At 60.8% G+C, this 23,429-nt stretch carries 21 protein-coding genes; 9 read left to right on the forward strand and 12 right to left on the reverse strand.

Translation table 11 applies throughout. The features are described from left to right. The first annotated feature begins 1 nt into the window (after position 1). Genes D8U18_RS21850 through greB form a run of 3 tightly spaced genes read left to right on the forward strand, consistent with a single transcriptional unit; the run spans position 2 to position 3,721 of the window. Positions 2-685, forward strand: a complete 684-nt coding sequence (locus tag D8U18_RS21850) for an ABC transporter ATP-binding protein (RefSeq protein ID WP_034150171.1) — start codon at positions 2-4, stop codon at positions 683-685. Continuing rightward, the gene (locus tag D8U18_RS21855) at positions 685-3,189 is read left to right on the forward strand and encodes an ABC transporter permease (protein ID WP_131108387.1); all 2,505 of its coding nucleotides are present in this window, start codon (positions 685-687) and stop codon (positions 3,187-3,189) included. The genes D8U18_RS21850 and D8U18_RS21855 overlap by 1 nt, the downstream gene beginning before the upstream one ends. A gap of 34 nt (positions 3,190-3,223) precedes the next feature. Continuing rightward, positions 3,224-3,721 carry a transcription elongation factor GreB gene (greB, locus tag D8U18_RS21860; RefSeq protein WP_056856411.1) on the forward strand — a complete coding sequence of 166 codons (498 nt, stop codon included), beginning with the start codon at positions 3,224-3,226 and terminating at the stop codon, positions 3,719-3,721. Between the two features lie 17 nt (positions 3,722-3,738). Here the strand turns inward: greB and D8U18_RS21865 are convergent, their stop codons facing one another. The 3 genes from D8U18_RS21865 to D8U18_RS21875 all read right to left on the reverse strand — a co-directional run bounded on the left by D8U18_RS21865 (position 3,739) and on the right by D8U18_RS21875 (position 6,265). Next, positions 3,739-4,047, reverse strand: coding sequence for a hypothetical protein (locus D8U18_RS21865; RefSeq protein WP_056856412.1), 309 nt, complete (start codon positions 4,045-4,047; stop codon positions 3,739-3,741). 258 nt (positions 4,048-4,305) lie between these two features. Further along, on the reverse strand, positions 4,306-4,740 hold the full coding sequence (locus D8U18_RS21870; RefSeq protein ID WP_056856413.1) for a DoxX family protein: 435 nt from the start codon (positions 4,738-4,740) through the stop codon (positions 4,306-4,308). A 103-nt stretch (positions 4,741-4,843) separates the two neighbouring features. Next, the gene (locus tag D8U18_RS21875; protein ID WP_131108388.1) at positions 4,844-6,265 is read right to left on the reverse strand and encodes a transglycosylase SLT domain-containing protein; all 1,422 of its coding nucleotides are present in this window, start codon (positions 6,263-6,265) and stop codon (positions 4,844-4,846) included. A gap of 234 nt (positions 6,266-6,499) precedes the next feature. On the opposite strand from D8U18_RS21875, the gene D8U18_RS21880 reads away from it, so the two are divergent. The 3 genes from D8U18_RS21880 (at position 6,500) to D8U18_RS21890 (ending at position 9,412) form a co-directional block, all read left to right on the forward strand. Further along, complete coding sequence (locus D8U18_RS21880; protein ID WP_131108389.1) at positions 6,500-7,309, forward strand: TatD family hydrolase; 810 nt, start codon at positions 6,500-6,502, stop codon at positions 7,307-7,309. Between the two features lie 109 nt (positions 7,310-7,418). Further along, positions 7,419-8,900 (forward strand): methyl-accepting chemotaxis protein, encoded by a 1,482-nt coding sequence (locus tag D8U18_RS21885; RefSeq protein WP_131108390.1) that lies wholly within the window; start codon positions 7,419-7,421, stop codon positions 8,898-8,900. A gap of 146 nt (positions 8,901-9,046) precedes the next feature. Continuing rightward, positions 9,047-9,412 (forward strand): Mpo1-like protein, encoded by a 366-nt coding sequence (locus tag D8U18_RS21890; protein WP_056856416.1) that lies wholly within the window; start codon positions 9,047-9,049, stop codon positions 9,410-9,412. On the opposite strand, the gene D8U18_RS21895 is transcribed toward D8U18_RS21890, so the two are convergent. The 3 genes from D8U18_RS21895 to D8U18_RS21905 all read right to left on the reverse strand — a co-directional run bounded on the left by D8U18_RS21895 (position 9,413) and on the right by D8U18_RS21905 (position 11,512). Then, the gene (locus D8U18_RS21895; protein WP_130930422.1) at positions 9,413-10,210 is read right to left on the reverse strand and encodes a thioesterase family protein; all 798 of its coding nucleotides are present in this window, start codon (positions 10,208-10,210) and stop codon (positions 9,413-9,415) included. A gap of 210 nt (positions 10,211-10,420) precedes the next feature. Beyond that, positions 10,421-11,188 carry a CHAD domain-containing protein gene (locus tag D8U18_RS21900; RefSeq protein ID WP_131108391.1) on the reverse strand — a complete coding sequence of 256 codons (768 nt, stop codon included), beginning with the start codon at positions 11,186-11,188 and terminating at the stop codon, positions 10,421-10,423. Between the two features lie 45 nt (positions 11,189-11,233). Next, entirely contained in the window at positions 11,234-11,512 is a 279-nt protein-coding gene (locus tag D8U18_RS21905; protein ID WP_056856419.1) for a hypothetical protein, read from the reverse strand. 221 nt (positions 11,513-11,733) lie between these two features. On the opposite strand from D8U18_RS21905, the gene D8U18_RS21910 reads away from it, so the two are divergent. Beyond that, entirely contained in the window at positions 11,734-12,774 is a 1,041-nt protein-coding gene (locus D8U18_RS21910) for a patatin-like phospholipase family protein (protein ID WP_130904100.1), read from the forward strand. 276 nt (positions 12,775-13,050) lie between these two features. Here D8U18_RS21910 and D8U18_RS21920 read toward each other — a convergent pair whose 3' ends face one another. From D8U18_RS21920 to kdpF, 6 genes are all read right to left on the reverse strand, one after another. After that, entirely contained in the window at positions 13,051-13,749 is a 699-nt protein-coding gene (locus D8U18_RS21920; protein WP_131108392.1) for a response regulator, read from the reverse strand. A gap of 68 nt (positions 13,750-13,817) precedes the next feature. Beyond that, positions 13,818-16,463 (reverse strand): sensor histidine kinase KdpD, encoded by a 2,646-nt coding sequence (locus tag D8U18_RS21925; RefSeq protein WP_056856422.1) that lies wholly within the window; start codon positions 16,461-16,463, stop codon positions 13,818-13,820. Between the two features lie 130 nt (positions 16,464-16,593). After that, on the reverse strand, positions 16,594-17,139 hold the full coding sequence (gene kdpC / locus D8U18_RS21930) for a potassium-transporting ATPase subunit KdpC (protein ID WP_130906977.1): 546 nt from the start codon (positions 17,137-17,139) through the stop codon (positions 16,594-16,596). A 198-nt stretch (positions 17,140-17,337) separates the two neighbouring features. Continuing rightward, positions 17,338-19,398, reverse strand: a complete 2,061-nt coding sequence (gene kdpB / locus D8U18_RS21935) for a potassium-transporting ATPase subunit KdpB (RefSeq protein WP_177435050.1) — start codon at positions 19,396-19,398, stop codon at positions 17,338-17,340. A gap of 16 nt (positions 19,399-19,414) precedes the next feature. After that, positions 19,415-21,109 carry a potassium-transporting ATPase subunit KdpA gene (gene kdpA / locus D8U18_RS21940; protein ID WP_131108393.1) on the reverse strand — a complete coding sequence of 565 codons (1,695 nt, stop codon included), beginning with the start codon at positions 21,107-21,109 and terminating at the stop codon, positions 19,415-19,417. Positions 21,110-21,117: 8 nt separating this feature from the next. Next, positions 21,118-21,207 carry a K(+)-transporting ATPase subunit F gene (gene kdpF / locus D8U18_RS21945; protein WP_007899818.1) on the reverse strand — a complete coding sequence of 30 codons (90 nt, stop codon included), beginning with the start codon at positions 21,205-21,207 and terminating at the stop codon, positions 21,118-21,120. A 269-nt stretch (positions 21,208-21,476) separates the two neighbouring features. Here kdpF and rfbB point away from each other — a divergent pair, with 269 nt between their 5' ends. Then, on the forward strand, positions 21,477-22,559 hold the full coding sequence (gene rfbB / locus D8U18_RS21950) for a dTDP-glucose 4,6-dehydratase (RefSeq protein ID WP_131108394.1): 1,083 nt from the start codon (positions 21,477-21,479) through the stop codon (positions 22,557-22,559). Next, a complete protein-coding gene (gene rfbA / locus D8U18_RS21955; RefSeq protein ID WP_056856427.1) occupies positions 22,556-23,428 on the forward strand; it encodes a glucose-1-phosphate thymidylyltransferase RfbA in 873 nt (290 codons plus the stop codon). The genes rfbB and rfbA overlap by 4 nt, the downstream gene beginning before the upstream one ends. Position 23,429 lies beyond the last annotated feature (1 nt).

A 23,429-nucleotide genomic window follows, 5' to 3' on the forward strand; every position in this document is an offset into this window, starting at 1 on the left:
CATGGGCGCAAGCATACTCACCGCGAAGAACCTCAGCAAAGTGGTTCCCAGCGCGGAAGGTGAACTGACTATCCTGCACGAACTCAGCCTGGAACTGAACAAGGGCGACAGCCTGGCCATCGTTGGCGCGTCCGGTTCCGGCAAATCCACCCTTCTGGGCCTGCTCGCCGGTCTCGACCTGCCGAGCAGCGGCGAAGTCACACTCGCCGGCCAAGGCCTGAGCAATCTGGATGAAGACCAGCGCGCACGAATTCGCGCCGAGCATGTCGGTTTTGTTTTTCAGTCCTTCCAGTTGCTCGACAGCCTCAATGCCCTGGAAAACGTCATGCTGCCGCTGGAACTCGATGGTCGCAAGGACGCCCGTGGCCGCGCCACCGAGCTGCTGCAACGGGTCGGCCTGGGCCAACGCCTGACCCACTCGCCCCGCCAGCTCTCCGGCGGCGAACAGCAGCGCGTGGCGATTGCCCGGGCGTTTGCCGCCGAGCCCGACGTGCTCTTCGCCGACGAGCCAACCGGCAATCTCGACAGCCACACCGGTGAGCGCATCAGCGATCTGTTGTTCGAACTCAACAAGGAACGCGGCACGACGCTGGTGCTGGTGACCCACGATGAACGCCTGGCACATCGCTGCCGGCGCCTGATCCGTCTTGAAGCCGGCCTGCTGGTCGCCCCTCTGGAGCCTTGATGGCACGTCTGCCGCTGTTGCGCCTGTTCAGCCTCGCCATCCGCCAACTGCTGCGCGACGCTCGCGCCGGTGAATTGCGGGTATTGTTTTTCGCGCTGTTGGTGGCCGTGGCCGCCAGTACCGCCATCGGTTATTTCGGCGCTCGCCTGAACGGTGCCATGATGCTGCGCGCCACCGAATTCCTCGGGGCCGATCTGGTGCTGGAAGGCAGCTCCGAAGCGCGCCCGGAACAAATCAGAAGCGGCACCGAGCTGGGTCTGCAACATGCGCAAGTGGTGGAGTTTTCCAGCGTCATCGCCACCGACAACGGCATTCAACTGTCCAGCATCAAGGCTGCCGACGATCTCTATCCACTGCGCGGCGAACTGAAAAGCGCCCCCGCCCCTTTCGCCCCGGAAGCACCCGGAGGGAGACCGAAACCCGGCGAAGCCTGGGTCGAAGCCCGATTGCTGACAGCGCTGAACCTGAAGATCGGCGACAGCATCGATGTGGGCATGAAAACCCTGACACTGGCGCGCGTGTTGACCTACGAACCGGACCGTGCGGGCAACTTCTACAGTTTGACGCCGCGTGTCCTGATCAATCTCAACGACCTTGCCGCCACCGGCGTCGTGCAACCCGGCAGCCGGGTCAGTTACCGCGAGCTCTGGCGCGGGAACGCCGAGACGCTGGAGCTCTATCGTCAATTGATCAAACCCGGCCTGGCCGCCAATCAGCGCATCCAGGATGCGCGCGATGGCAACCGGCAGATTGGCGGCGCACTGGGCAAGGCCGAGCGTTATTTGAACATGGCCAGTCTGGTCGCGGTGCTGCTGGCCGGTGTCGCCGTGGCGCTGTCGGCAACGCGCTTTGCCACTCGCCGCTTCGATGCCAGTGCGCTGTTGCGCTGCCTTGGTTTGTCCCGCCGGGAAACCCTGGTGCTGTTCAGTCTGCAACTGGCCGTCCTCGGCCTGCTCGCCAGCATCACCGGCGCGGTCATCGGCTGGCTTGCGCAACTGGGCCTGTTCGCCCTGCTGCACGACTTGTTGCCGACCGATGTGCCGCCCGGCGGCCTGTTTCCGGCCTTCGCCGGAATCGGCACAGGTTTGGTTGCACTGGCCGGGTTTGCCTTGCCGCCACTGGCTGCACTGGGTCGGGTACCACCGCTGCGGGTGTTGCGGCGGGACATGCTGCCGATCCCGTCGAGTTCCTGGATGGTCTACGGCGCTGCATTGGGCGCCCTCGGCCTGATCATGTGGCGCCTGAGCCTGGACCTTCTGCTGACCTTCGCCCTGCTCGGTGGTGGCGTCGTTGCGGCGCTGGTGCTGGGTGGCTTGTTGTTGCTGCTGCTGAAAAGTCTGCGGCGAATGCTGGCCCGTGCGTCTTTGCCGTGGCGGCTGGGGCTGGGTCAATTGTTGCGCCATCCTCTGGCGGCGGCGGGACAATCACTGGCATTCGGCCTGATCCTGCTGTCGATGGCGTTGATTGCGCTGCTGCGCGGTGAATTGCTCGATACCTGGCAGAACCAGTTGCCGAAAAATGCACCGAACTACTTTGCGCTGAACATTCTGCCGGGGGATAAACAGGCCTTCGCCGATCGCCTGATGGAGTTGTCGGCGCAATCGGCGCCGCTGTATCCGGTGGTACCGGGACGCCTGATCAGCATCAACGGCGAGCCAGTGCAGCAGATCGTCACCAAGGAGTCCGCAGGTGACCGGGCGATCCAGCGGGACTTGAGCCTGACCTGGGCGGCGGACTTGCCAGCGGGCAACAAACTCACTGCCGGCAACTGGTGGCCCGAGCAGGCGCCGGATGACATTCCCGGCGTCTCGGTGGAAGGCAAGGTCGCCGAGAGCCTGAAGCTCAAGCTCGGCGACCATCTGACCTTCACCGTCGGCGGGGTCAATCGCGAGGCCAAAGTCACCAGTCTGCGGGAGATCAACTGGGATAACTTCCAGCCGAACTTCTTCATGATCTTCCAGCCCGGGACCTTGAAGGACCTGCCGGCAACTTACCTGACCAGCTTCTACCTCGCATCGGGTCATGACCAGCAGATCGTCGATCTGTCCCGGGCTTTTCCGGCGGTGACCATTTTGCAAGTCGAGGCGCTGTTGGCGCAGCTGCGCAGTATCCTCGCCCAGGTCACCCTGGCGGTGGAGTACGTGCTGTTATTCGTGCTGGCAGCGGGGATGGCGGTGTTGTTTTCCGGCCTGCAAGCGACACTGGACGAGCGCATTCGTCAGGGCGCTTTATTGCGGGCGCTGGGTGCAGAGCGGCAATTGCTGGTCAAGGCGCGGCGAATCGAGTTCGGTTTGCTGGGCGCAGTCAGCGGCTTGCTGGCAGCGCTGGGCTCGGAAGTCGTGAGCCTGGTGCTTTACCGATATGCGTTCGACCTGCCCTGGCATCCGCATCCGTGGCTGCTGGTGTTGCCATTGATCGGTGCTGTGCTGATCGGCGGCGCCGGTGTATTCGGCACTCGCCGCGCCTTGAATGCCAGCCCGCTGACAGTTTTGCGCGAGGGTTGATAAACTCAAGCGCTCTTAATCACAAGAAGTCGCCATGAGCCGCTACCGCCCTCCCCGCACCGCCGGCACCGCGCTGATCACCCCCGAAGGTGAAGCGCGGATGCGTGCCGAGTTTCATGAGCTTTGGCATGTCCGTAGGCCGCAAGTCACGCAATCTGTCAGCGAAGCGGCGGCACAGGGCGATCGCTCGGAAAACGCCGAATACACCTACGGCAAAAAGATGCTGCGGGAAATCGACAGTCGCGTGCGGTTTCTCACTAAACGCCTGGAAGCGCTCAAGGTCGTCAGTGAAAAGCCCAGCGACCCGAACAAAGTCTATTTCGGTGCGTGGGTCACCATCGAGGACGAGGACGGCAAAGAGTCCCGTTATCGCATCGTCGGGCCGGATGAGCTGGACTTGAAACAGGGCCTGATCAGCATCGATTCACCGCTGGCCCGCGCCTTGATCGGCAAGGCTCTGGACGCCGAAGTGCGAGTCCAGACGCCTACCGGCGAACAATGTGTGTACATCGTTTCGATCGACTATCCGTAAGCCGTAGCGCTCGGCATTCAGCGACGGGTAATCAGCCCTTGCCGGGCGACACGGGTCAGTTGCCTGATGACTTCGGGGGCGTCTTCGAGGTTTGGCGATTGAATCACCGCCAGATCAAAACTGTCGCTGGCAAAACGGGCGAGGGATTCGCCGTCGTCGACGAACTGGATCAGGAACGCAGCGGGACCGCCGTTACGACGTGGCCAACCATCGAGATAACGCAGGAGCGTCGGCTGATGCTTACCGCCAAGCAGGATTTTTGGATTGCGCTGGGTGAGGTGTGCCGTGATCGGCGCGGGACGTACTACAGGGTTTAGTGCATTCATCGTGTCGTGTCTCTGCCTCAAAAGTCTGCATGGCAGGTGAGAGGCAACACCGAACCAGCGCTTTAGCGGTATTTCGAAGCCTGTTTCAAGCTTCTATCGGCAACTGAATGAGTCACCTGGCGCCCCGCAAGTAGCTGTTTAAATCGGCGCATGGGCAGCATCCTAGAGAAGCTGACCGGACAGTGTCAAGAATGACGCGTAACAAAAAAAGGCCCGCACAATGCTCATTGTGCGGGCCTTTGCCTTGAGCCAAAGCGGTCAGCCGGCGATGGCGCGGTCTGCCGAGAGCTTGCCGGCGCCTTCGATCAGTACCGCGATGCTGCCACCGAGCAGTGCGAGAGCGAACTCATAACCGTTGTTGGCCATGAACAAGCCGTTGCTGATATGCACCGAGAAGATCGCCACCAGGGAAAGGAAGGTCAGGCCCAGCGCGGCCGGCCGAACCAGCAAGCCGATGATCAACGCCAGCCCGGCGAAGAACTCGGTACCACCTGCCAGCGTCGCCATCAGGTAGCCTGGCGTCAAGCCGATGCTTTCCATGTACTGCGCGGTGCCGGCCAGACCGTAGCCACCGAATGCCCCGAACAGTTTCTGCGAGCCGTGGGCAGCGAAGATGATGCCGACGATAATTCGCAGAACGGTCAGGCCGTAGCCAGCGCGGGTAAACAGTACTTTGTTGATCAGTGTGCTCATGCTGTGTCATCCATTGTGAGAGTGAGTTGGTTGGCCGCTATATTAATCAGTAAATCTCATGTTAAAAGCGCAAAATATCCGCTTTAACAATCAGTTTATTCGATCATTTACGAAGGGCAACCTTCTGCCCCTGGGGCTCCAACGACTCCCGCTCCCGATCGAACGCCAGGTAATACTTGTTCACGCTATTAACATAGCTGACAGGTCCCATTCCCACCTGCTCCATGGCAACGCGCTCGACCTGGAAAAACCACTGGTTCGGATTCAGGCCCCGACGCCGTGCCTCGGCGCGCATACCTTGCACCCGCTCCGGTCCGATGTTGTAGGCCGCCAGCACGAAGGCCATTCGCTCGCGTTCGTTGAGCTTGGGGCTGGCGAAAAACTTGCGACGAATCATCGCCAGATACTTGGCCCCGGCCTGCACATTGGCATCAAGATCCTGAATATTGTTGACCCCCACCCGCTGGGCCGCGGAAGGCGTGATCTGCATCAGCCCGGTCGGCGCACCGCCACTGCGCGCCGTCGGCTTCAGGCCTGACTCCTTGAACGCCAGCGCCGCCAGGTTCAACCAGTCCATGTTTTGCGCATCGGCATGCTTTTGCAGCACTGGTCGCAGCTTTTCCAGACGTTGTCGGTCAGCCTTGGCCAGTGGGTAGTGAACCTGGTACAGGCGCCGATAGATGCGCAGGAAGGCCGCATCCTGATCCGACGGCTTTTTGTAACCGGTGAGAAAGCGATCAATGCTGGCGCGCAGCATCGAAGCATCGCGACGCACGAACCAGAACTCTTCGCCCGGCTCGCTGATGAGCACCTGTCGATCCAGGCGCAGTTTCGGCAGGATCTTGCCCCAGCGTTCGGCGATTGGCTGCTCAACGATGGTCAGATGAAAGATCCCGCCCTGGACCATTTCCAGCACGTCTTCGACCGCCAGGCTGGGATCGACCCATTCGACGTTGACCGCTGGCAATTTATGCAGCGCGAGCTTTTGGTTGATCTGGCTGATGGCATCCCCGGCGGCGCTGCCCGTTGGCAACACCAGGGTTTTACCTGACAACTGTTCAAGTCGGGTGTAGCGGCGCTCACCCTTGATGCCCACCAGCACCAAGGGAATGTTTCTGGCCACCGGTTCACTGCTGCTGACGGCGAACCCCGGTTGCAAATCGAGCAGTTCTCCAGGCGCAACCAGATCGCCCTCCCCGCGCTGCAACGCGCCGAGCAGTTGATCCTTGGCTTTGGGAATGATCTTGAGGCTGATTTCCTGGCCGTCACGGGCGTGACCATTGAGGTATTGCTCAAAGGCGCGCAAGCGATGGTATTCGACGCCGATGACCTGGCCCTGGACTTCACCGGAGCTGTTGCGACTCTGGTTGACCAACACCCGCAGCACTCGACTGCTGCGAATTTCCGTCAAGTCTCGGACCTTGGTCGCCGGCACGGCTTGCAGGGGGCCGGGCAGACGCGCGACCGCCGACATCGGCAGCAGCAGCGAACAACACAGCAATAGCAAAACCGAGGGACGAATCATCCACTCTCCGGAAAGAATTCGGGCTGATCACATGAGTGTTTTCATGAAATCAAACGAAAAAACTGAGCGCCTGAGCGCTGGCAAAGTGCGGAAGACTGGCACAGTGATGGCAATTTTGACCACCCCGCCCGGTCCCGCGGCTCAAAAGACAGCTATAACTCGTTGTAGTTCTTGGTTTTTCTTATAAATCTACAGCTCTGATATGCTTTCCGGCCTTTGGTCCGAGGTAGCACCATGCAACTCATCGATATCGGCGTCAACCTGACCAACCCCAGTTTTACCGACAAACACCAGGCGGTACTCGACCGCGCCTATGCCGCTGGCGTATGCCAATTGGTGTTGACCGGTACCAGTGTCGAAGGCAGCGAGCAAGCGCTCGAACTCTGCGGGCAACTGGATGACAGCGCGCAACGGCTGTTCGCCACCGCTGGTATTCACCCGCACTCGGCCAGCGACTGGAATGCCGACAGCGCCCGACGCCTGCGCAGCCTGCTTAAAGAGCCGAACGTGGTCGCCGTGGGTGAATGCGGACTGGATTTCAACCGCGATTTCTCGCCACGGCCACAACAGGAAAAAGTCCTGGAAGAACATCTGGCGATGGCCGTTGAACTGCAATTGCCAGTGTTCCTGCACGAGCGGGATGCCAGCCAGCGTCTGCTGGAAATCCTGCGCGACTACCGCGACCAACTGCCCGCCGCCGTGGTGCATTGCTTCACCGGCGAAAAGTCTGCGCTGTTCAGCTACCTCGATCTGGATTTGCACATCGGCATGACTGGCTGGATCTGCGATGAGCGCCGGGGCACGCACCTGCACCCATTGGTCAAGGAGATCAAGCGCGGACGCCTGATGCTGGAAAGCGACGCGCCGTACCTGCTGCCACGCAGCCTGCGACCGAAGCCGAAAAATGGCCGCAACGAACCGGCGTACCTGACCGAAGTGTTGCGCGAGGTGGCATTGCATCGGGGCGAAACCGAGGAAGATCTGGCGGCGCACACGACCGCCTGCGCACGGGCGTTTTTCCGATTGCCGTCAGTTCCTCAGTAGCCACAGGTAAAGCGGTGCCCAGTTGACTCATGTCAACTTTCGAAGCTCTGCATAGCGGCACAATAATGGCACCTTGCCAATGCTGTTTCCGCTATCAGAGAAGACCTACATGGGTACCTGGCTTAGCAATATCTCGCTGAAATACAAATTCTGGGCGGTGAACGCCGTCGCCTTCGTTACCACCCTGCTGCTGGTGCTGTACGCCGTGCAGCTCGAGCAACAGGCACGCCAGCACGCCGCGCAGGAATCGGCTCAGGCACAGGCGCGATTGCTGGCTGCCTGGCCGGTCGGGCAAGCGCTGCCCAAAGCCGAAAACCTGCTGACGTTCACTCGCGGGCAAGCCCCCTCGCTCAATGACCAACCGCTGCCGAAGCTGACGGATGCCAAGGGCTGGGTCGAGATCAATCGCATGCCGTTGTTCGGTGACAATCTGCTGATCGGCGCCGAGGTGTTCACGCGCGCGGACGGCCAGCAGATAGCCGTGATTGCCCGTGGGCCGAGCCTGAGCCAGGTGTTCGGCGAGCGATTCGCCCACTACGCGGTGGCGGTGTTCGTGTTGATGCTGGTCATGCTCGGAGCCTCGCAGCTGTTGATCCGTTTCCTGCTCAGCCAACTCAACACCTTGAAGGACGTGATGCTTCACGTGGAAAAAACCGGTGATTTGTCGGCCCGGGTTCCACTGGCCTGCAACGACGAAGTCGGGCAGATGGCAAACGCCTTCAATGCCATGCAGGCCGGTTATCAGCGGGTAGTCATCACCGTCGCCAGCACAGCGCAGCAGCTGGATGAGGGCGCCGCACGACTGGCTTCAAGCATGAACGAAGTGCAGCACGGCATGCTCGGCCAGCAAAGTGAAACCGATCAAGCCGCCACCGCCATCAACGAAATGACCGCAACGGTCTACCACATCGCCCAACACGCCGGCGCCACACGCGACTTGTCGCAATCGGCCGACACCCTGGCCGGCAGTGGGCAAGCAGTGGTCATGCGCGTACAAAAGTCGATAGCCGGGCTGTCTACCGGCGTGCAGCAAACCGCCGAGATGATTCAGCGGCTGGCCGAGGACAGCCAGAAAATCAACGGCGTGGTCAACGTGATTCACAGCATTGCCGAGCAGACCAATCTGCTGGCATTGAACGCGGCCATCGAAGCAGCCCGGGCTGGCGAAATGGGCCGTGGCTTTGCGGTGGTCGCCGATGAAGTGCGCAACCTGGCCAAGCGTGTGCAGGCTTCGACAGATGAAATCACCGTGATGGTGTCAGCGTTGCAGGCCGGGACACGGGACGCCGTGGACTTCATGCAGGAGAGCTCGTTCAAGGCCGACGATTGCGTGCAACAGGCGCAGGAGGCCGGCGCCGCCCTGGTGCAGATTACCGGTGCGGTGGCGCAGATGCGTGAAAGCAATACGCAGATTGCTGTGGCAGCCGAGCAGCAGAGTCAGGTGGCGGAAGAGATGAACCGGGCGGTGGTGAGCATCCGCGATGTCACCGAAAACACCGTGCGGCAGACCGTCGGGTCGGCAACCACCAGTCATGAACTGGCGGCGCTGGCAGGAGAATTGAGCAAGGCCATCGGGCAATTGAAACTTTAAAAGCTCGCAGCCTGCGGCCGCTGCGGTGCAAGCGATCCTTTTTGCCCATGACGCCTATCACGGCCATAGCCAACCTCGATTCGCCGCCCGCTCGGGCCGGGCCTATTCTTCAATCATGTGTTCAACATGGATCGAGGATTAGCATCATGGGCAAACGTCACCCCAACCTTCCCGCCTGGCAATGGCGTGCCTACCCGAACAATCACCAGCACCCGGCCAACCTGGTGCTGCACCTGATTGCCGTGCCGCTGTTCATCGTGGCGTTTCTGTTGATCGTCTGCGGCGTGTTCAGCCTGAATCTGGCGAACCTTGCCATTGGCATCATCGGGGTGATCGCTGCACTCGGCCTGCAACGCCATGGTCACAGCCTCGAAGCCCAAGCCTCCGAGCCGTTCAGCGATCGTAAAGACGCTGTGTCGCGCCTGATGGTCGAGCAGTTCCTGACTTTCCCGCGATTTTTCCTCAGCGGCGGCTGGTGGCGCGCCTGGCGTGAACGCCACCGCCGTCACTGATCAGGCGAACACCGTCACCGTTTGCCGGCTCATGGCAATCAATCGACCTTGCGCGTCCCACATCTTCGCGGCGGCATGCCCGTAACCGTTGGCGGCATATTCGGTTTCGACCAGGTACTTGCACCAGTCCAGGGTGCTCAGCTCCAGCAGAGGCTGGACGAATTCGATAGTCCAGGTCAGCGTGCTGCCCATGGCCGGTTTGTTCAGGAAAGGCATCACCGCCGGCGGCCAGGCGTCCACCAGTGCCAGAATGTGCGATTCAGTGATCGCCTCTTCCTTCACGTCACCACGCAAGCGCACCCAGCCCCCCATCTGACGCGATGTGCTGCCGCTGAACGGCAGCCCGCCGACGCTCCAGCGCATCGCCAGATGGCGCATGAATTCCGGGATGACGCCTTCGATGAAGGGCAGCTCCTGGCACTCGTCCCAATGCTTCATCTCGGGTGCTGGCTCGGCCTGTACCGACACTTCAGACGGACGCGAGGCGCCAAAACTGCCCTGAATCAACGTCACCACCTGCCCCTTCTGCATTGCGCGGCCCATCACCTGGCTGACGGCTTTGCCTTCGCGCAGCACGTCGACTTCAAAACTGACGGGGACTTCAGGTTCGACCGGGCCAACGAAGGTGATCGCCAACGATCGCACGGGCCGGTCCGCCGGGACTTTTGCGCGCATGGCTTCGTACTGCAAAGCGGCCACCAAACCACCGAAACTGGCACGTCCCTGAGCCCACCCGGCCGGGATGGTGAGCTCAAACGGTTGGCGGCGGACGGCGTCGAGCAAATCGCAAAAGCGCATGGAAACCTCAGGATCGGGAAAAGGATGCAGGGATCTTAACCAGCCGGCGAAGGCTGTACAGCACACATTCCGGCCAAATTGACTGACAGATGGGCCGCACAATCCCCCCGTTTAATCCCAAACCTTGTAGGAGCGAGGCTTGCCGGCGATGGCGTCCGATGGATCGCTATCGCGAGCAAGCTTTGCTCCTACAGGGGGAAGTGACTGATTTCAGGATTTGAAGCAGTCCGCGCTGAGCTTGTCCAGCACTCGGTCGGCGCGCTGTTCGGCCTGGGCCATGGCGGTGTGCCAACCGGCGACGCAGGGGCGCAAATCAGTTTCGTGCTCAGCCATGGCCAGCCATTGCACGCAGTCGTGCCAATCGCCCAATGCGCCCTGAGCCGACTTCAACCGGGGCATGGCCGCTTTCGGCAAGCGATCCAGTTCGGGGTAAGCGTCGATGCCGTAACGCACACGCTTGATCAACAAGCGCAGGCGATGGCGGTCATGGGCGGGATCGTGCAGGGCCTGGTCGAGTTTTTTCCATTGCTTGCCCAGGCGTTTCTCGATGCGCTTGCCCAAGCCCTTGAGCAAGCCCTGACGTTGAGAGGCCCGCAGAAAGCGCGGAAAGGCATCAAGGATGACCAGCAATTGCGCCAGTTCGGCACTGCTCGCAATGGCCGGATAAGCGTCGGCCATCTGCGCCAACCGCCGCTGCGCAGCGTCGGGTTGACCGTGCTGGAGCAAATACGCCGCCAGCACTTCGCGATCACGCCAGGGGGTGGTCAGGTCGCCCACGGCCGAAGCCGCTGTTTCCAGTTGCTCAACGCCGGGCAGTCCGCGCAACGGCCGCAAAAGGCTGCGCAAACGGCGCACGGTAGTGCGCAAGTCGTGCAAGGCCTCAGGGTCAGTCCGGGCAGTCAAACGCGCCTGGCAGGCCAGTAGACGCACTTCCAGGCCCAGAACATGGGCCACCAATCGATCAACCATTGCCGACATCGCTTGCTCCCTGACTCGCCTGCCCTCGTGGACTTACATCATGCCTCAACGGCCGGCACGTGACTCACGAATATAGAAGCGTGCCTTCTCGGCTTTTTTCGCACAGCCTTCGAACCCTTCGAATTGTTGCTGGGTTTTGGCCGCGGTCAACAATGACAAGGCCTTGGAGTAGCTGACGGTCCCGGCGAAACCTTCAGCCTTGGCCAGGTCCAGTTCATGCCAGGCGGCATCGAGGTTGCTGCCGCAGCTGTCGCGATAAGCAGTTTTACCGGCGCAACCGGCCAGTGCCAGGGCAATCAGTGGCACACAAATCCAGGCTTTCATCACATACACCTCAGAGATAGGAAAACAGTCATGCAGGTAGGACGGTCTGGCACGTGAAAAGTGCCGTTCATCGCCAGCGCAAACTATAGCGCGGGCAAGAATAATCATCTGCCGCCCTGGAGTGTCGAAAAAACGACGCGTTCGCCGCACCGTGCGACCTTGCCGATTGAAGCGCGCCCCCCGATGGGTGCATTGTTGAACCATTCAAACGAGGGCGATTCATGAAAAAGCGTGTCGCACTGGTGTTGGGCTCGGGTGGAGCCCGGGGTTATGCGCATATCGGCGTGATCCAGGAAATCGAACGGCGCGGTTACGATATCGCCTGTATCGCTGGTTGCTCGATGGGAGCGGTGGTCGGCGGGATCTATGCCGCCGGCAAGCTCGATGATTATCGCGACTGGATCGAAAGCCTGGATTACCTCGATGTTTTGCGTCTGGTGGATGTCAGTTTTCGCCTGGGGGCGATCCGCGGGGAAAAGGTCTTTGGGCAGATCCGCAAGATCGTCGGCGAGATCAATATCGAAGACTTGCGCATTCCCTACACGGCAGTGGCCACCGACCTGACGAACCAGCAGGAAATCTGGTTCCAGGAAGGCTGCCTGCACCAGGCCATGCGCGCCTCGGCGGCGATTCCCAGCCTGTTTACCCCGGTGATGCAAGGCAATCGCATGTTGGTGGATGGCGGCATTCTCAACCCGCTGCCGATTGTGCCGGTGGTATCGAGCCATTGTGATTTGATCATCGCGGTCAATCTCAACTCCACCAACCAGCGTCATTACCAGTTGCCGGTGATCGAGCGCCCTGCCGCTTTCAAGAGCCGGTTCAACAGCCTGCTCAATTCACTGGGTTCGAAAATGCCGTTCCGGCGCAAGCAAGCCGAACAATTGCTGTTGCTGGAGAAGGAAGCGTTGATGGCCGAGGCCGCAGAGATCAATCCCTGGATCGAATCTGCCGAACCTGAAGCCCAGCAACCCGCCGCAGCGCCTGAACGTGACGGCGCGCCGAAGTCCGCCACCGGATCATTCATCATCGACAACGTCGGCCCGGCGTCTTTGCTGGACTTGATCAACCAGAGTTTCGAGGTCATGCAGACGTCGTTGGCGCAGTACAAGATTGCCGGCTATCCACCGGACATTCTGATCAACGTACCGAAGCGGGTGTGCCGGTTTTTCGAGTTCTACAAGGCGCCGGAATTGATCGCGCTGGGGCGGGAGATTGCGCGCGATACGCTGGACCGCTATGAGAGCGAGCGGGATGCCTGAGGTTCTCGAGTGCCGGTGAAGGCCCCATCGCTGGCAAGCCAGCTCCCACAGTTATCAAGGTGATCACAGATTTTGTGAACGAAACCAATCCTGTCGTCGATCGTTCCCACGCTCCGCGTGGGAATGCATCCCGTGACGCTCCGCGTCGCTTCCAAAAGCGGAACGCGGAGCGTCCCTGGCGGCGTTCCCACGCAGAGCGTGGGAACGATCAGGCAACGACACCAATCCTGTGGGAGCTGGCTTGCCAGCGATGAGGCCTGCTCAGGCAACACAAAACTACAGACTGCCGTCACTCAACAACCGATACCCCACCCCCGCCTCGGTCACGATGAATCGCGGTTGAGTCGGGTCGTCCGCCAGTTTCTGCCGCAAATGCCCGACCACGATCCGCAAGTAATGGCTGTCTTCGGTATGGGTCGGCCCCCAGATATCCTTGAGCAATTGCTGTTGGGTGATGACCCGCCCGGGATGCCGAGCCAGTTGCGCGAGCACCGCGTATTCCTTGCGGGTCAGTGCCACTTCGGCGCCATCGAGCAGGACCCGGCGATAGGCCAGATCCACCGTCAGCGGGCCGAAGGTCAGTGCCGCTTGCTGGGCTTCCCCTACCGGTGCCTGGCGCAACAGCGCACGAATTCGCGCCAGGAACTCCTGAATGCCGAAGGGTTTGGTCACGTAGTCATTGGCGCCGCCATCCAGCGCCTGGACTTTCTGCCCTTCGCCGGCGCGCACCGAAAGCACCAATACCGGCACCGTCGACCACTCGCGAAACTCGCGCAAAACCTGCTGGCCGTCCATGTCTGGCAAACCGAGGTCGAGCACCAGCAGGTCCGGCTTGTTCAGTGCTGCCTGCGCCAACCCTTCGGTCCCGTTGCTGGCTTCCAACACTTTGTAGCCCTGGGAGACGAGACTGATACGCAGGAATTTGCGGATTTGCGGTTCGTCGTCGATGACCAGGATGGTCGCGGTCTGGCTCATGAATTCACATCAATACAAATAAGTGGCAAGAGAGTAGCGCAAGCACGATCAGGCTTCACAGTCGGCTGTTAATTTTCAAAGGCCGGCTGAGCCTGCAAGGGCAAGTGCAAGGTGATACAGGTGCCGCGCCCTTCAATGCCATCGGCAACGCTGATTCGTCCGCCATGGGCGCCCACCATGCCCTGGCAAATCGCCAGGCCCAGACCGGTACCCTGCCCGCCTCGATCGCCGCGTGCAGCGGTGTAGAACATGTCGAAAATCTTTTCCCGATCTTCCTCCGGAATTCCCGGACCTTCGTCACTGACCGAGAAAAACAGCTCGTTGTCGTCCACTCCGGCGCGCAATTGCAAACGTCCGTGGGGCGGTGAAAATCGCGCGGCGTTCTCCATCACGTTGATCAGCGCCTGCTCGATCAGCGCGGCATGCACGTAAAGCAGCGGCAACTGCGCCGGCACATCAGTGCTGACTTGCAGCGGTGCGAGGACCGCACGCAAGCGGCTGAGCGAACTGCCGACGATGTCGGCCGGCGATACCCAGTCCCGCGCCAGTTTCAACGCGCCGTGACCGAGTCGGGTCATGTCCAGCAGATTCTGAATGTAGCGATCGAGCCGTTCGGCTTCATCGCGGGTGCCTTCAAGCAATTCCCGGCGATCTTCCAGCGGGATCGCTTCGCCGAGCGCCAGCAGACTGTCGATACTGCCGCGCATGGAAGTCAGCGGCGTGCGCAAGTCGTGGGACACCGACGCCAGCAAGGCACTGCGCAGTTGCTCGGTTTCGCCGTGCAACCGCGCCGCTTCCAGATCATCCGCCAATTGCGCACGCGCCAGCGCCTGTGCCAGCGGCTGGCTCAGCGCAGTCAACAATCGGCGACGCTGGCCGCTGAGGGTCTGGCCTTCTTTTGCGCAGACACCCAGCAACGCCAGCGGCCCATCCTCTACCGACAACGGCCACCACCACCAACGCCCGAACGGCAACGTTCCGGTGCCCGCGCCAGCAGGCTGATCGTGTTGCCACGCCCAGTCGGCGGCAGCGCGCTCGGCTTCGGTGAATTCCAGCGGACCACCAGTTTCGACTTTCCAGCCACTCGGACCGTCGCGATTGAGCAGGCACAACTGCAAATCGCTCCAGCCATTGAGGTGCTGGGCGGCAGCGCTGACCACCGCCTGGCGATCTGTGGCGGCGGTCAGTTTGCGCGACAGGTCGAGCAGTTCCGTGGTTTCTTCCTGGGTGTCGCGCAGCGCCTGCAGTTGTCGCCGCTGGCGCGCTGCGAGGTTGCCGGTGAGGGCCGCCATCAACAGGAAAAACAGCAAGGTCAGCACGTCTTCTTCGCGCTGGATGCTGAAGGAAAAATTCGGTGGGATGAACAGAAAGTCATAGGTCAGAAACGACAGCGCCGCACACACCAGCGCCGGGCCTAGGCTGCTGCGCACCGCCACCAGAAGCACTGCCGCAAGGAACACCAGCGAGATGTTCGGCAACGGCAAAACGCTCGCGACCGCCCAGGCCAAGGCAGTGGCCGACACCGTCGCCACAATGGCCAGGGCATAGTCGAACCACACCAGCGCCTGCATTGAACGCTGACGTGGCTGATGCTGCTCGTGATCGCTGTCGATGACGTTGATTTCCAGCCCGCGGGCATGGCGCAACAACCGCGCCGCCAAGCCGCCACCGAACAGACGGCGGCGCAAACGTGGCCGCGACTGGCCGACCAATACCAGACTGGCGCGGCGTTCGGCGGCATGCTGGATCAGGGTTTTCGCCACCTCACCGGCGCGCAACAGCACCACTTCACCGCCCAGGCGTTCAGCCAGTTGCTGAGCACTTTGCAGGCGCAGGCGTGATTGCTCGTCGCGCACGCTGCCGTTGTCCACATGCACCAGGCTCCACGGCAGATGCCGACGCTGGGCGACGCGGCTGGCGTGACGAACCAGCCGTTCCGCCTGGGCATCGCCATCGACACCCACCAACAGCCGACCACGCACCGTCGGCGCCGCTTGCCCCATCTGCCGATAACCCTGGGTCAGGTCGTTATCGACCTGGGCGGCAGCCGTCTGCATCGCCAATTCGCGCAGGGCTGTCAGGTTGGTCTGGGTAAAAAACGCATCGATGGCCGCCCTCGCCTGCTCCGGCACGTAGACCTTGCCATCGCGCAGGCGCTCCAGCAGTTCACGTGGCGGCAGGTCGATCAGCAATAGCTCGAAGGCTTCTTGCAGGACCCAGTCCGGGAGGGTTTCGCGCACCTGCACACCGGTGATACCGCGCACCTGATCGTTGAGGCTTTCCAGGTGCTGGACGTTGACGGTGGTGAACACGTCGATACCGGCGGCGAGCAATTCCTGAATGTCTTGCCAGCGTTTTTCGTGACGGCTACCGGGGGCATTGGTGTGGGCCAACTCATCCACCAACACCAGTTTGGGTTTGGCGGCCAGCAACCCATCGAGGTCCATTTCCTCGAGCATCACGCCACGGTATTCCGAACGCACCAAAGGCTGCTGCGGCAAGCCGCCCAACAGCGCTTCGGTTTCGGCCCGGCCGTGGGTTTCGACCACGCCGGCAATCACTTTCACACCCTGGCGCAGTTGGGTGTGGGCCGCTTGCAGCATGGCGTAGGTTTTGCCGACACCGGGCGCGGCGCCGAGGAATACCTTGAGCCGGCCACGGCCATCGCGGGGCAGGTCTGCTAACAGCGCGTCGGCGCGGCCGGAGTTGCTCATGTATGGATCTCTCTAATGATCGTTCCCACGCTCTGCGTGGGGATGCAGCCCGGGACGCTCTGCGTCCCCAAAAGCGGACGCAGAGCGTCCATTGATGCATTCCCACGCAGAGCGTGGGAATGATCATCTTCTACAGGCTTTCCAGCGCCCGATTCAACTCAAGCACATTCACCACCGGCGGGCCTATCAGCGGTTGCTCGATGTGCGCGTCCAGCAGGTTTTGCAGGGTCGCGACCGGCAGGTTGCGCGCCGCCGCGACACGCGCCAGTTGATAGGCAATCGCGGCCGGTGGCAAGTGTGGATCGAGCCCGCTGCCGGACGTGGTGAGCATGGCCAACGGCACCGGCCCCTGGCCGGGCACCAGCAGCTTGTTGGCATCGTCGATCACGCGAGTGGCCAGGGCCGGGTTGCTCGGCGCCAGGTTGCTCGCACCGCTCGACACCGTGGCAAAGGCAGCGGCCGATGGCCGTGGGTGGAACCAGGCGTCGCCGATAAAATCCTGGGCGATCAGCGACGAGCCACGGACCTTGCCGTCGGCATCGCGCAACAGGCTGCCATTGGCCTGATCCGGGAACGCCACCTGGGCGACACCGGTAACCACCAAGGGATAGGCGACGCCGGTGATCAGGGTCATCAAGACCAGCAGGCTCAGGGCCGGGCGTATCATTGTGGACATGTCAAAATCCTCGAATTCTCTAAAAACAACACTTCACCTGTGGCGAGGGAGCTTGCTCCCGCTCGGCTGCAAAGCAGTCGTAAATCGGGTAAGTGTGATGTGCATGATCAAATGCGGTGACTGGGTCGGGGCTGCTTCGCAGCCAGCGGGAGCAAGCTCCCTCGCCACAAAAGCCCCTTTCCAGCCACCCGCTACCCGCTAAACCAGATGCAACGCCGTCAACAGCATGTCGATGAGTTTGATGCCCACGAACGGCACCAGAATCCCGCCCAGCCCGTAGATCAGCAGATTGCGCCGCAGCAACGCCGCCGCACTGGCTGCCTGCACGCGCACACCGCGCAACGCCAATGGAATCAGCACCACGATGATCAACGCGTTGAACACGATGGCCGAGAGAATCGCGCTCTGCGGACTGCTCAAGTGCATGACGTTCAGCACGCCCAATTGCGGGTAGATCGCCGCAAACAGCGCCGGCAAAATCGCGAAGTACTTGGCCACGTCGTTGGCGATGGAGAACGTGGTCAGCGCGCCGCGGGTCACCAGCAATTCCTTGCCGATCTGCACCACGTCCAGCAGCTTGGTCGGGTCGCTGTCGAGATCGACCATGTTGGCCGCTTCGCGCGCCGCTTGCGTGCCGTCGTTCATCGCCATGCCGACATCCGCCTGGGCCAGGGCCGGTGCGTCGTTGGCACCGTCGCCGCACATGGCGACCAGGCGACCGTCGTTTTGCTCATGACGAATACGCGCCAGTTTTTTCTCCGGGGTGGCTTCGGCCAGCACGTCATCCACACCCGCTTCAGCAGCGATGGCGGCAGCGGTCAGCGGGTTGTCGCCGGTGACCATGACCGTGCGGATCCCCAGTTTGCGCAACTCGGCGAAACGCTCACGAATGCCGGGTTTGACCACGTCCTTGAGGTGGATCGCACCGAGCAATTTGCCGTCGACGCAGACCAGCAACGGCGTGCCACCGCTCTGGGCGATCTTGTCGATTTCCCGCGACAGGGCCGGTGCCAGGTCCGCGCGTTTCATACCGATGAAGGTCAGCAGCGAATCCACCGCGCCTTTGCGGTAAACGCGGCCGTGATAGTCGACACCGGACAACCGCGTCTCGGCGCTGAACGGCACCGCGGTCAGCAACTCGGCAGCAGGCTCCGCTTGTGGCTGGGAGCCGCGCAGGAACTCGACGATGGATTTGCCCTCGGCCGTGTCATCGGCCAGGGATGCGAACAACGCTCCTTCGGCCAGCTCCTGGCTGCTCACGCCTGGGGCCGCGACCACTGCCGTGCAACGACGGTTACCGAAGGTGATGGTGCCGGTCTTGTCCAGCAACAGCACGTGCACGTCCCCCGCCGCTTCCACGGCGCGCCCGGATTTGGCGATCACGTTCAGGCGCACCAGGCGGTCCATACCGGCAATGCCGATGGCCGACAGCAGACCGCCGATGGTGGTCGGAATCAGCGTGACCAACAGCGCCACCAGGAACACCAGCGGCAGGCTGCCGTTGGCAAAGTGGGCGAACGGTTGCAGGGTGACCACCACCAACAGGAAGATCAGGGTCAGGCCGATCAGCAGGATGTCCAGCGCCACTTCGTTCGGGGTTTTCTGGCGCTTGGCGCCTTCAACCAGGGCGATCATCCGATCCAGCGTCGACTCACCGGGGTTGGCGGTGATTTTTACCAGCAGCCAGTCAGACACCAGCCGCGTGTTGCCGGTGACGGCCGAGCGGTCGCCACCGGACTCGCGAATCACCGGCGCCGACTCACCGGTGATCGCCGCTTCGTTCACTGCCGCGATGCCTTCGATCACCTCGCCGTCACCGGGAATCATCTCCCCCGCTTCGACGCGCACCACATCGCCTTGGCGCAGGCTGGCGGCGGGCACCACCTGGAAGCTGCCATTACTGGTTTTACGCCGGGCGCTCAAGCCTTCGCTGCCGGCCTTGAGGCTGTCGGCGCGAGCCTTGCCGCGACCTTCGGCCAGGGCCTCGGCAAAGTTGGCGAACAACACGGTGAACCACAGCCACACGGCAATTTGCGCAGCGACGAAGGTCGGCACCGCCGCGTCTGGAATGAAGCACAACACGGTGGTGAGGATCGCGGTCAGTTCGACCACCAACATCACTGGCGCACGTTGCAATTGCCGTGGGTCGAGCTTGACGAAGGCTTGCACCAGCGCCGGGCGCCAGAGGGCCGAGATCGCGGTTTTCGGTGCTTCGGCCGACTGGGTCGGTGATGCAGGTTTTGAAGCTGGAACATGCATATTCATGATGGATTCCTTAGAAGCCCATACTCAGGTGTTCAGCAATAGGCCCCAGTGCCAGGGTCGGCAGGAAGGTCAAACCACCCACCAGCAAAATGGTCACGGTCAACAGGGTCACGAACAGCGGGCCATGGGTCGGGAAACTGTTCTGGCCGATGGGTGCGGTTTTCTTCAGCGCCAGGCTGCCGGCCAATGCCAGCACCGGAAGGATGTAGCCGAAGCGACCGATCAACATGCCCAGGCCCAGCATCAGGTTGTGGAACGGGGTGTTGGCACCGAAGCCACCGAACGCCGAACCGTTGTTGGCACTGGCCGAGGTGTAGGCGTAGAGCAACTGACTGAAACCGTGGGCGCCGGGGTTGCTCACCGAGGCCACCGGGCCGGGCAGGCTGGCGGCAATCGCGCCGAGCACCAGCACGCCGATCGGCATGACCATCAAGGTCACCACCAACAGCTGCACTTCCCTGGCTTGCAGTTTCTTGCCGAGGTATTCCGGAGTGCGACCAATCATCAGGCCGGCGAGGAACACCGCGATCAGCACGTTGAGCAACATGCCGTAGAGCCCGGCACCAACGCCGCCGAAGATCACTTCGCCGACCATCATGTTGACCAGCGCCACCATCCCGCTCAGCGGGTTGAGGCTGTCGTGCATGCCGTTGACCGAACCGTTCGATGCCGCGGTGGTGGTCACCGACCACAGCACCGTGGCGGTGGTGCCGAAGCGCGCTTCCTTGCCTTCCAGCGGCGCGGTCTGTTCGACGGCGACGTTGTTCAAGGTCGGGTTCGGTTGGTATTCCGCCCACATTGAAGTCGCGCCGCCAATCAGGAACAGCGCCAGCATGCAGGCGATGATCGCGCGGCTCTGACGCAAGTCCTTCACGTAATGGCCGAACGTGAACACAAGTGCGACCGGGATCAGAATGATCGAAGCCATCTCGAACAGGTTGCTCCACGCCGTCGGGTTCTCGAACGGATGCGCCGAGTTGACGCCGAAGAAGCCACCCCCGTTGGTGCCCAACTGTTTGATCGCGATCTGGCTGGCAGCTGGTCCGAGCGGGATCACTTGATCAACACCCTGCATCGTCACCGCGTTCACGTATTGCGCGAAGGTTTGCGGCACGCCTTGCCATACGAGGTACAACGCCAGCAGCAGGCACAGCGGCAGCAAGCCGTAGAGCGTGGCACGGGTCATGTCGACCCAGAAATTACCCAGCGATGCAGTGGACTTGCGACCGATGCCGCGGCACAGCGCAACCAGCACCGCCAGACCGGTGGCGGCACTCACGAAGTTCTGCACGGTGAGGCCGACCATCTGGCTCAGGTAGCTCAGCGATGCTTCACCGCTGTAGGCCTGCCAGTTGGTGTTGGTCATGAAGCTGACGGCGGTGTTGAACGCCAGTGTCCACTCCTGGCCCGGCAGGTTCTGCGGGTTGAGTGGCAAATAATCCTGAAACAGCAAAATCGCGAACAGCAGCAGGAAACCCGCAAGGTTGAAAGCCAGCAAGGCCAGGGCGTACTTCTGCCAGCTCTGCTCGGAATGCGGATCGACACCCGCCACGCGATAGCACCCGCGCTCAACCGGCCCGAGCACCGGCGTCAGCCACGTGCGCTGGCCTTCCATCACCTTGTAATAGAAGCGCCCCAGAAACGGCGCCGGAACCAATACCACCGCGAAAAACGCAAGGATCAGCCAATAGTCATAACTGTGCATAGCCGCTCCTAGTTCCGGTCCGCGCGCAACAGCGCAACCAACAGATAAATGAACAGCCCCACTGCCAACAGCAGTGACACTCCGTCCAGAACGCTCATGGAAGTTCTCCGTGTTACGGCGCATTGCCGCGTGTGGAGTCATTGTCGAGAGGGAGGGTGTAAAGGCGCGAGATCGAGGGTTAAGGCGGGGGATAAAGAATGTGTAAAGAGTGGGTTTATGCTGGGGTTACAGCTATCTGGACTTGTCCGCGAAGGCGGAATAATGGCTGACATGGCAAAAACAGATCACTGCTTCTATTGCACTCCCCCACTCATGCCGACAAGCTATGCATCTCTGTGTCATAGGCTCACTGAAAAGGCTTGTCTACATGCGTATCCTCATCACCGGCGGTGCCGGTTTCATCGGTTCTGCTCTGATTCGCGAGTTGATTTGCCACTCCAGTCATGAAGTCATCAACCTGGACAAGCTGACATACGCTGGAAATCTCGAATCCTTGACCAGCATTGCCAACGACACTCGCTATGAATTCGTCCAGGCTGATGTCATTGATCAGGCTGCCGTCAGTGCCGTGTTAGAACGTTTCCAGCCGCATGCAATCATGCATCTGGCTGCCGAATCCCATGTCGATCGATCCATTGACGGCCCCGCTGATTTCATCCAGACCAATGTCGTCGGCACCTACAGTCTTCTGGAAGCGGCCAGAGCCTACTGGCATACCCTTGCCGAGCCAGAAAAGAGCGCCTTCCGGCTCCATCACATTTCCACCGACGAGGTCTATGGCGATTTACATGGGGTTGATGACCTGTTTACGGAAACGACACCCTACGCGCCAAGCTCGCCGTACTCCGCCAGCAAAGCTGCTTCCGACCATCTGGTCCGCGCTTGGCATCGCACCTATGGCCTGCCGGTCATACTGACCAATTGTTCGAATAACTACGGCCCCTTTCATTTCCCCGAGAAATTGATTCCGCTGGTGATACTCAATGCCTTGGCGGGCAAGCCATTGCCGGTGTATGGCAATGGTCTCCAAGTACGCGATTGGTTGTTCGTCGAAGATCACGCCCGTGCTCTGATAAAGGTGGTTATCGAAGGCAAGGTCGGCGAGACCTACAACATCGGCGGCCACAATGAGCAAAAAAATATCGATGTAGTGCGTGCAATCTGCGGCTTGCTTGAAGAACTGGCACCGCAAAAGCCTGAGGGTATCAAGCACTATGCAGACCTGATTGCTTTCGTGCAGGACCGTCCCGGGCACGACCTGCGCTACGCAATCGATGCAAGCAAAATTGAAAAAGAATTAGGCTGGGTACCGGAGGAAACTTTCGAAACCGGCCTGCGCAAAACCGTTCAGTGGTATCTGGATAACCTGGAATGGTGCCGTCGTGTTCAAGATGGCAGTTATCAAGGTGAACGCCTGGGTGCCATCAATACAAAGGAATTGCTCGCATGACGAAGGGTATCGTTTTAGCAGGAGGCTCTGGAACGCGCCTTCATCCGATCACACTTGGAATATCCAAACAACTGTTGCCAGTCTACGACAAGCCGATGATCTACTATCCGATCTCGGTGCTGATGCTGGCCGGTATCAAGGACATTCTGCTGATTTCCACCCCCCACGATTTACCTCAATACCGCAACTTGCTGGGTGATGGTAGTCAGTTTGGGGTGAACTTCAGCTACGCCGAGCAGCCATCACCGGATGGCCTGGCCCAAGCGTTTATAATTGGCGAAGAGTTTATCGGCGATGATCCGGTGTGCCTGATCCTTGGCGATAACATTTTTCATGGTTCGTATTTCGGCGGAAAACTACAAACCGCAGCCAAACGTTCTTCAGGCGCTACAGTTTTCGGTTACTGGGTCAAAGACCCCGAGCGCTTCGGCGTAATTGATTTCGACGGCGAAGGCCGTGCCTTGTCGATAGAAGAAAAGCCCCAGAATCCGAAATCCAACTATGCGGTGACCGGGCTGTATTTTTACGACAACGACGTGATCGAGATCGCCAAGGCAGTCAAACCTTCGCCTCGCGGCGAGTTGGAAATTACCGACATCAACAATGCCTATCTCGAACGTGGTGATTTACAGGTAGAACGCTTTGGGCGTGGTTTCGCATGGCTCGACACCGGCACGCATGACAGCTTGCTCGAAGCCTCTCAGTACGTGCAGACCATTGAACACCGCCAAGGCTTGAAGATTGCCTGCCTTGAAGAGATCGCTTATCAAAATAACTGGATCAACCGCGAACACCTGCTGGAGCGCTCCCGCTATTTCGGCAAGACTGGTTATGGTCAGTACCTCGCCAAATTGGCCGGGGAAAAATAAT

Origin of the sequence: Pseudomonas sp. Sample_10 (assembly GCF_004321495.1) — a bacterium.
Taxonomy (GTDB): domain Bacteria; phylum Pseudomonadota; class Gammaproteobacteria; order Pseudomonadales; family Pseudomonadaceae; genus Aquipseudomonas.

Excerpts from the sequence above, each read along its gene's own strand:
- D8U18_RS21850 (WP_034150171.1), top strand. The coding sequence starts at position 2 with ATGGGCGCAAGCATACTCACCGCGAAGAACCTCAGCAAAGTGGTTCCC.
- D8U18_RS21855 (WP_131108387.1), top strand. The coding sequence starts at position 685 with ATGGCACGTCTGCCGCTGTTGCGCCTGTTCAGCCTCGCCATCCGCCAA.
- greB (WP_056856411.1), top strand. The coding sequence starts at position 3,224 with ATGAGCCGCTACCGCCCTCCCCGCACCGCCGGCACCGCGCTGATCACC.
- D8U18_RS21865 (WP_056856412.1), bottom strand. The coding sequence starts at position 4,047 with ATGAATGCACTAAACCCTGTAGTACGTCCCGCGCCGATCACGGCACAC.
- D8U18_RS21870 (WP_056856413.1), bottom strand. The coding sequence starts at position 4,740 with ATGAGCACACTGATCAACAAAGTACTGTTTACCCGCGCTGGCTACGGC.
- D8U18_RS21875 (WP_131108388.1), bottom strand. The coding sequence starts at position 6,265 with ATGATTCGTCCCTCGGTTTTGCTATTGCTGTGTTGTTCGCTGCTGCTG.
- D8U18_RS21880 (WP_131108389.1), top strand. The coding sequence starts at position 6,500 with ATGCAACTCATCGATATCGGCGTCAACCTGACCAACCCCAGTTTTACC.
- D8U18_RS21885 (WP_131108390.1), top strand. The coding sequence starts at position 7,419 with ATGGGTACCTGGCTTAGCAATATCTCGCTGAAATACAAATTCTGGGCG.
- D8U18_RS21890 (WP_056856416.1), top strand. The coding sequence starts at position 9,047 with ATGGGCAAACGTCACCCCAACCTTCCCGCCTGGCAATGGCGTGCCTAC.
- D8U18_RS21895 (WP_130930422.1), bottom strand. The coding sequence starts at position 10,210 with ATGCGCTTTTGCGATTTGCTCGACGCCGTCCGCCGCCAACCGTTTGAG.
- D8U18_RS21900 (WP_131108391.1), bottom strand. The coding sequence starts at position 11,188 with ATGTCGGCAATGGTTGATCGATTGGTGGCCCATGTTCTGGGCCTGGAA.
- D8U18_RS21905 (WP_056856419.1), bottom strand. The coding sequence starts at position 11,512 with ATGAAAGCCTGGATTTGTGTGCCACTGATTGCCCTGGCACTGGCCGGT.
- D8U18_RS21910 (WP_130904100.1), top strand. The coding sequence starts at position 11,734 with ATGAAAAAGCGTGTCGCACTGGTGTTGGGCTCGGGTGGAGCCCGGGGT.
- D8U18_RS21920 (WP_131108392.1), bottom strand. The coding sequence starts at position 13,749 with ATGAGCCAGACCGCGACCATCCTGGTCATCGACGACGAACCGCAAATC.
- D8U18_RS21925 (WP_056856422.1), bottom strand. The coding sequence starts at position 16,463 with ATGAGCAACTCCGGCCGCGCCGACGCGCTGTTAGCAGACCTGCCCCGC.
- kdpC (WP_130906977.1), bottom strand. The coding sequence starts at position 17,139 with ATGTCCACAATGATACGCCCGGCCCTGAGCCTGCTGGTCTTGATGACC.
- kdpB (WP_177435050.1), bottom strand. The coding sequence starts at position 19,398 with ATGCATGTTCCAGCTTCAAAACCTGCATCACCGACCCAGTCGGCCGAA.
- kdpA (WP_131108393.1), bottom strand. The coding sequence starts at position 21,109 with ATGCACAGTTATGACTATTGGCTGATCCTTGCGTTTTTCGCGGTGGTA.
- kdpF (WP_007899818.1), bottom strand. The coding sequence starts at position 21,207 with ATGAGCGTTCTGGACGGAGTGTCACTGCTGTTGGCAGTGGGGCTGTTC.
- rfbB (WP_131108394.1), top strand. The coding sequence starts at position 21,477 with ATGCGTATCCTCATCACCGGCGGTGCCGGTTTCATCGGTTCTGCTCTG.
- rfbA (WP_056856427.1), top strand. The coding sequence starts at position 22,556 with ATGACGAAGGGTATCGTTTTAGCAGGAGGCTCTGGAACGCGCCTTCAT.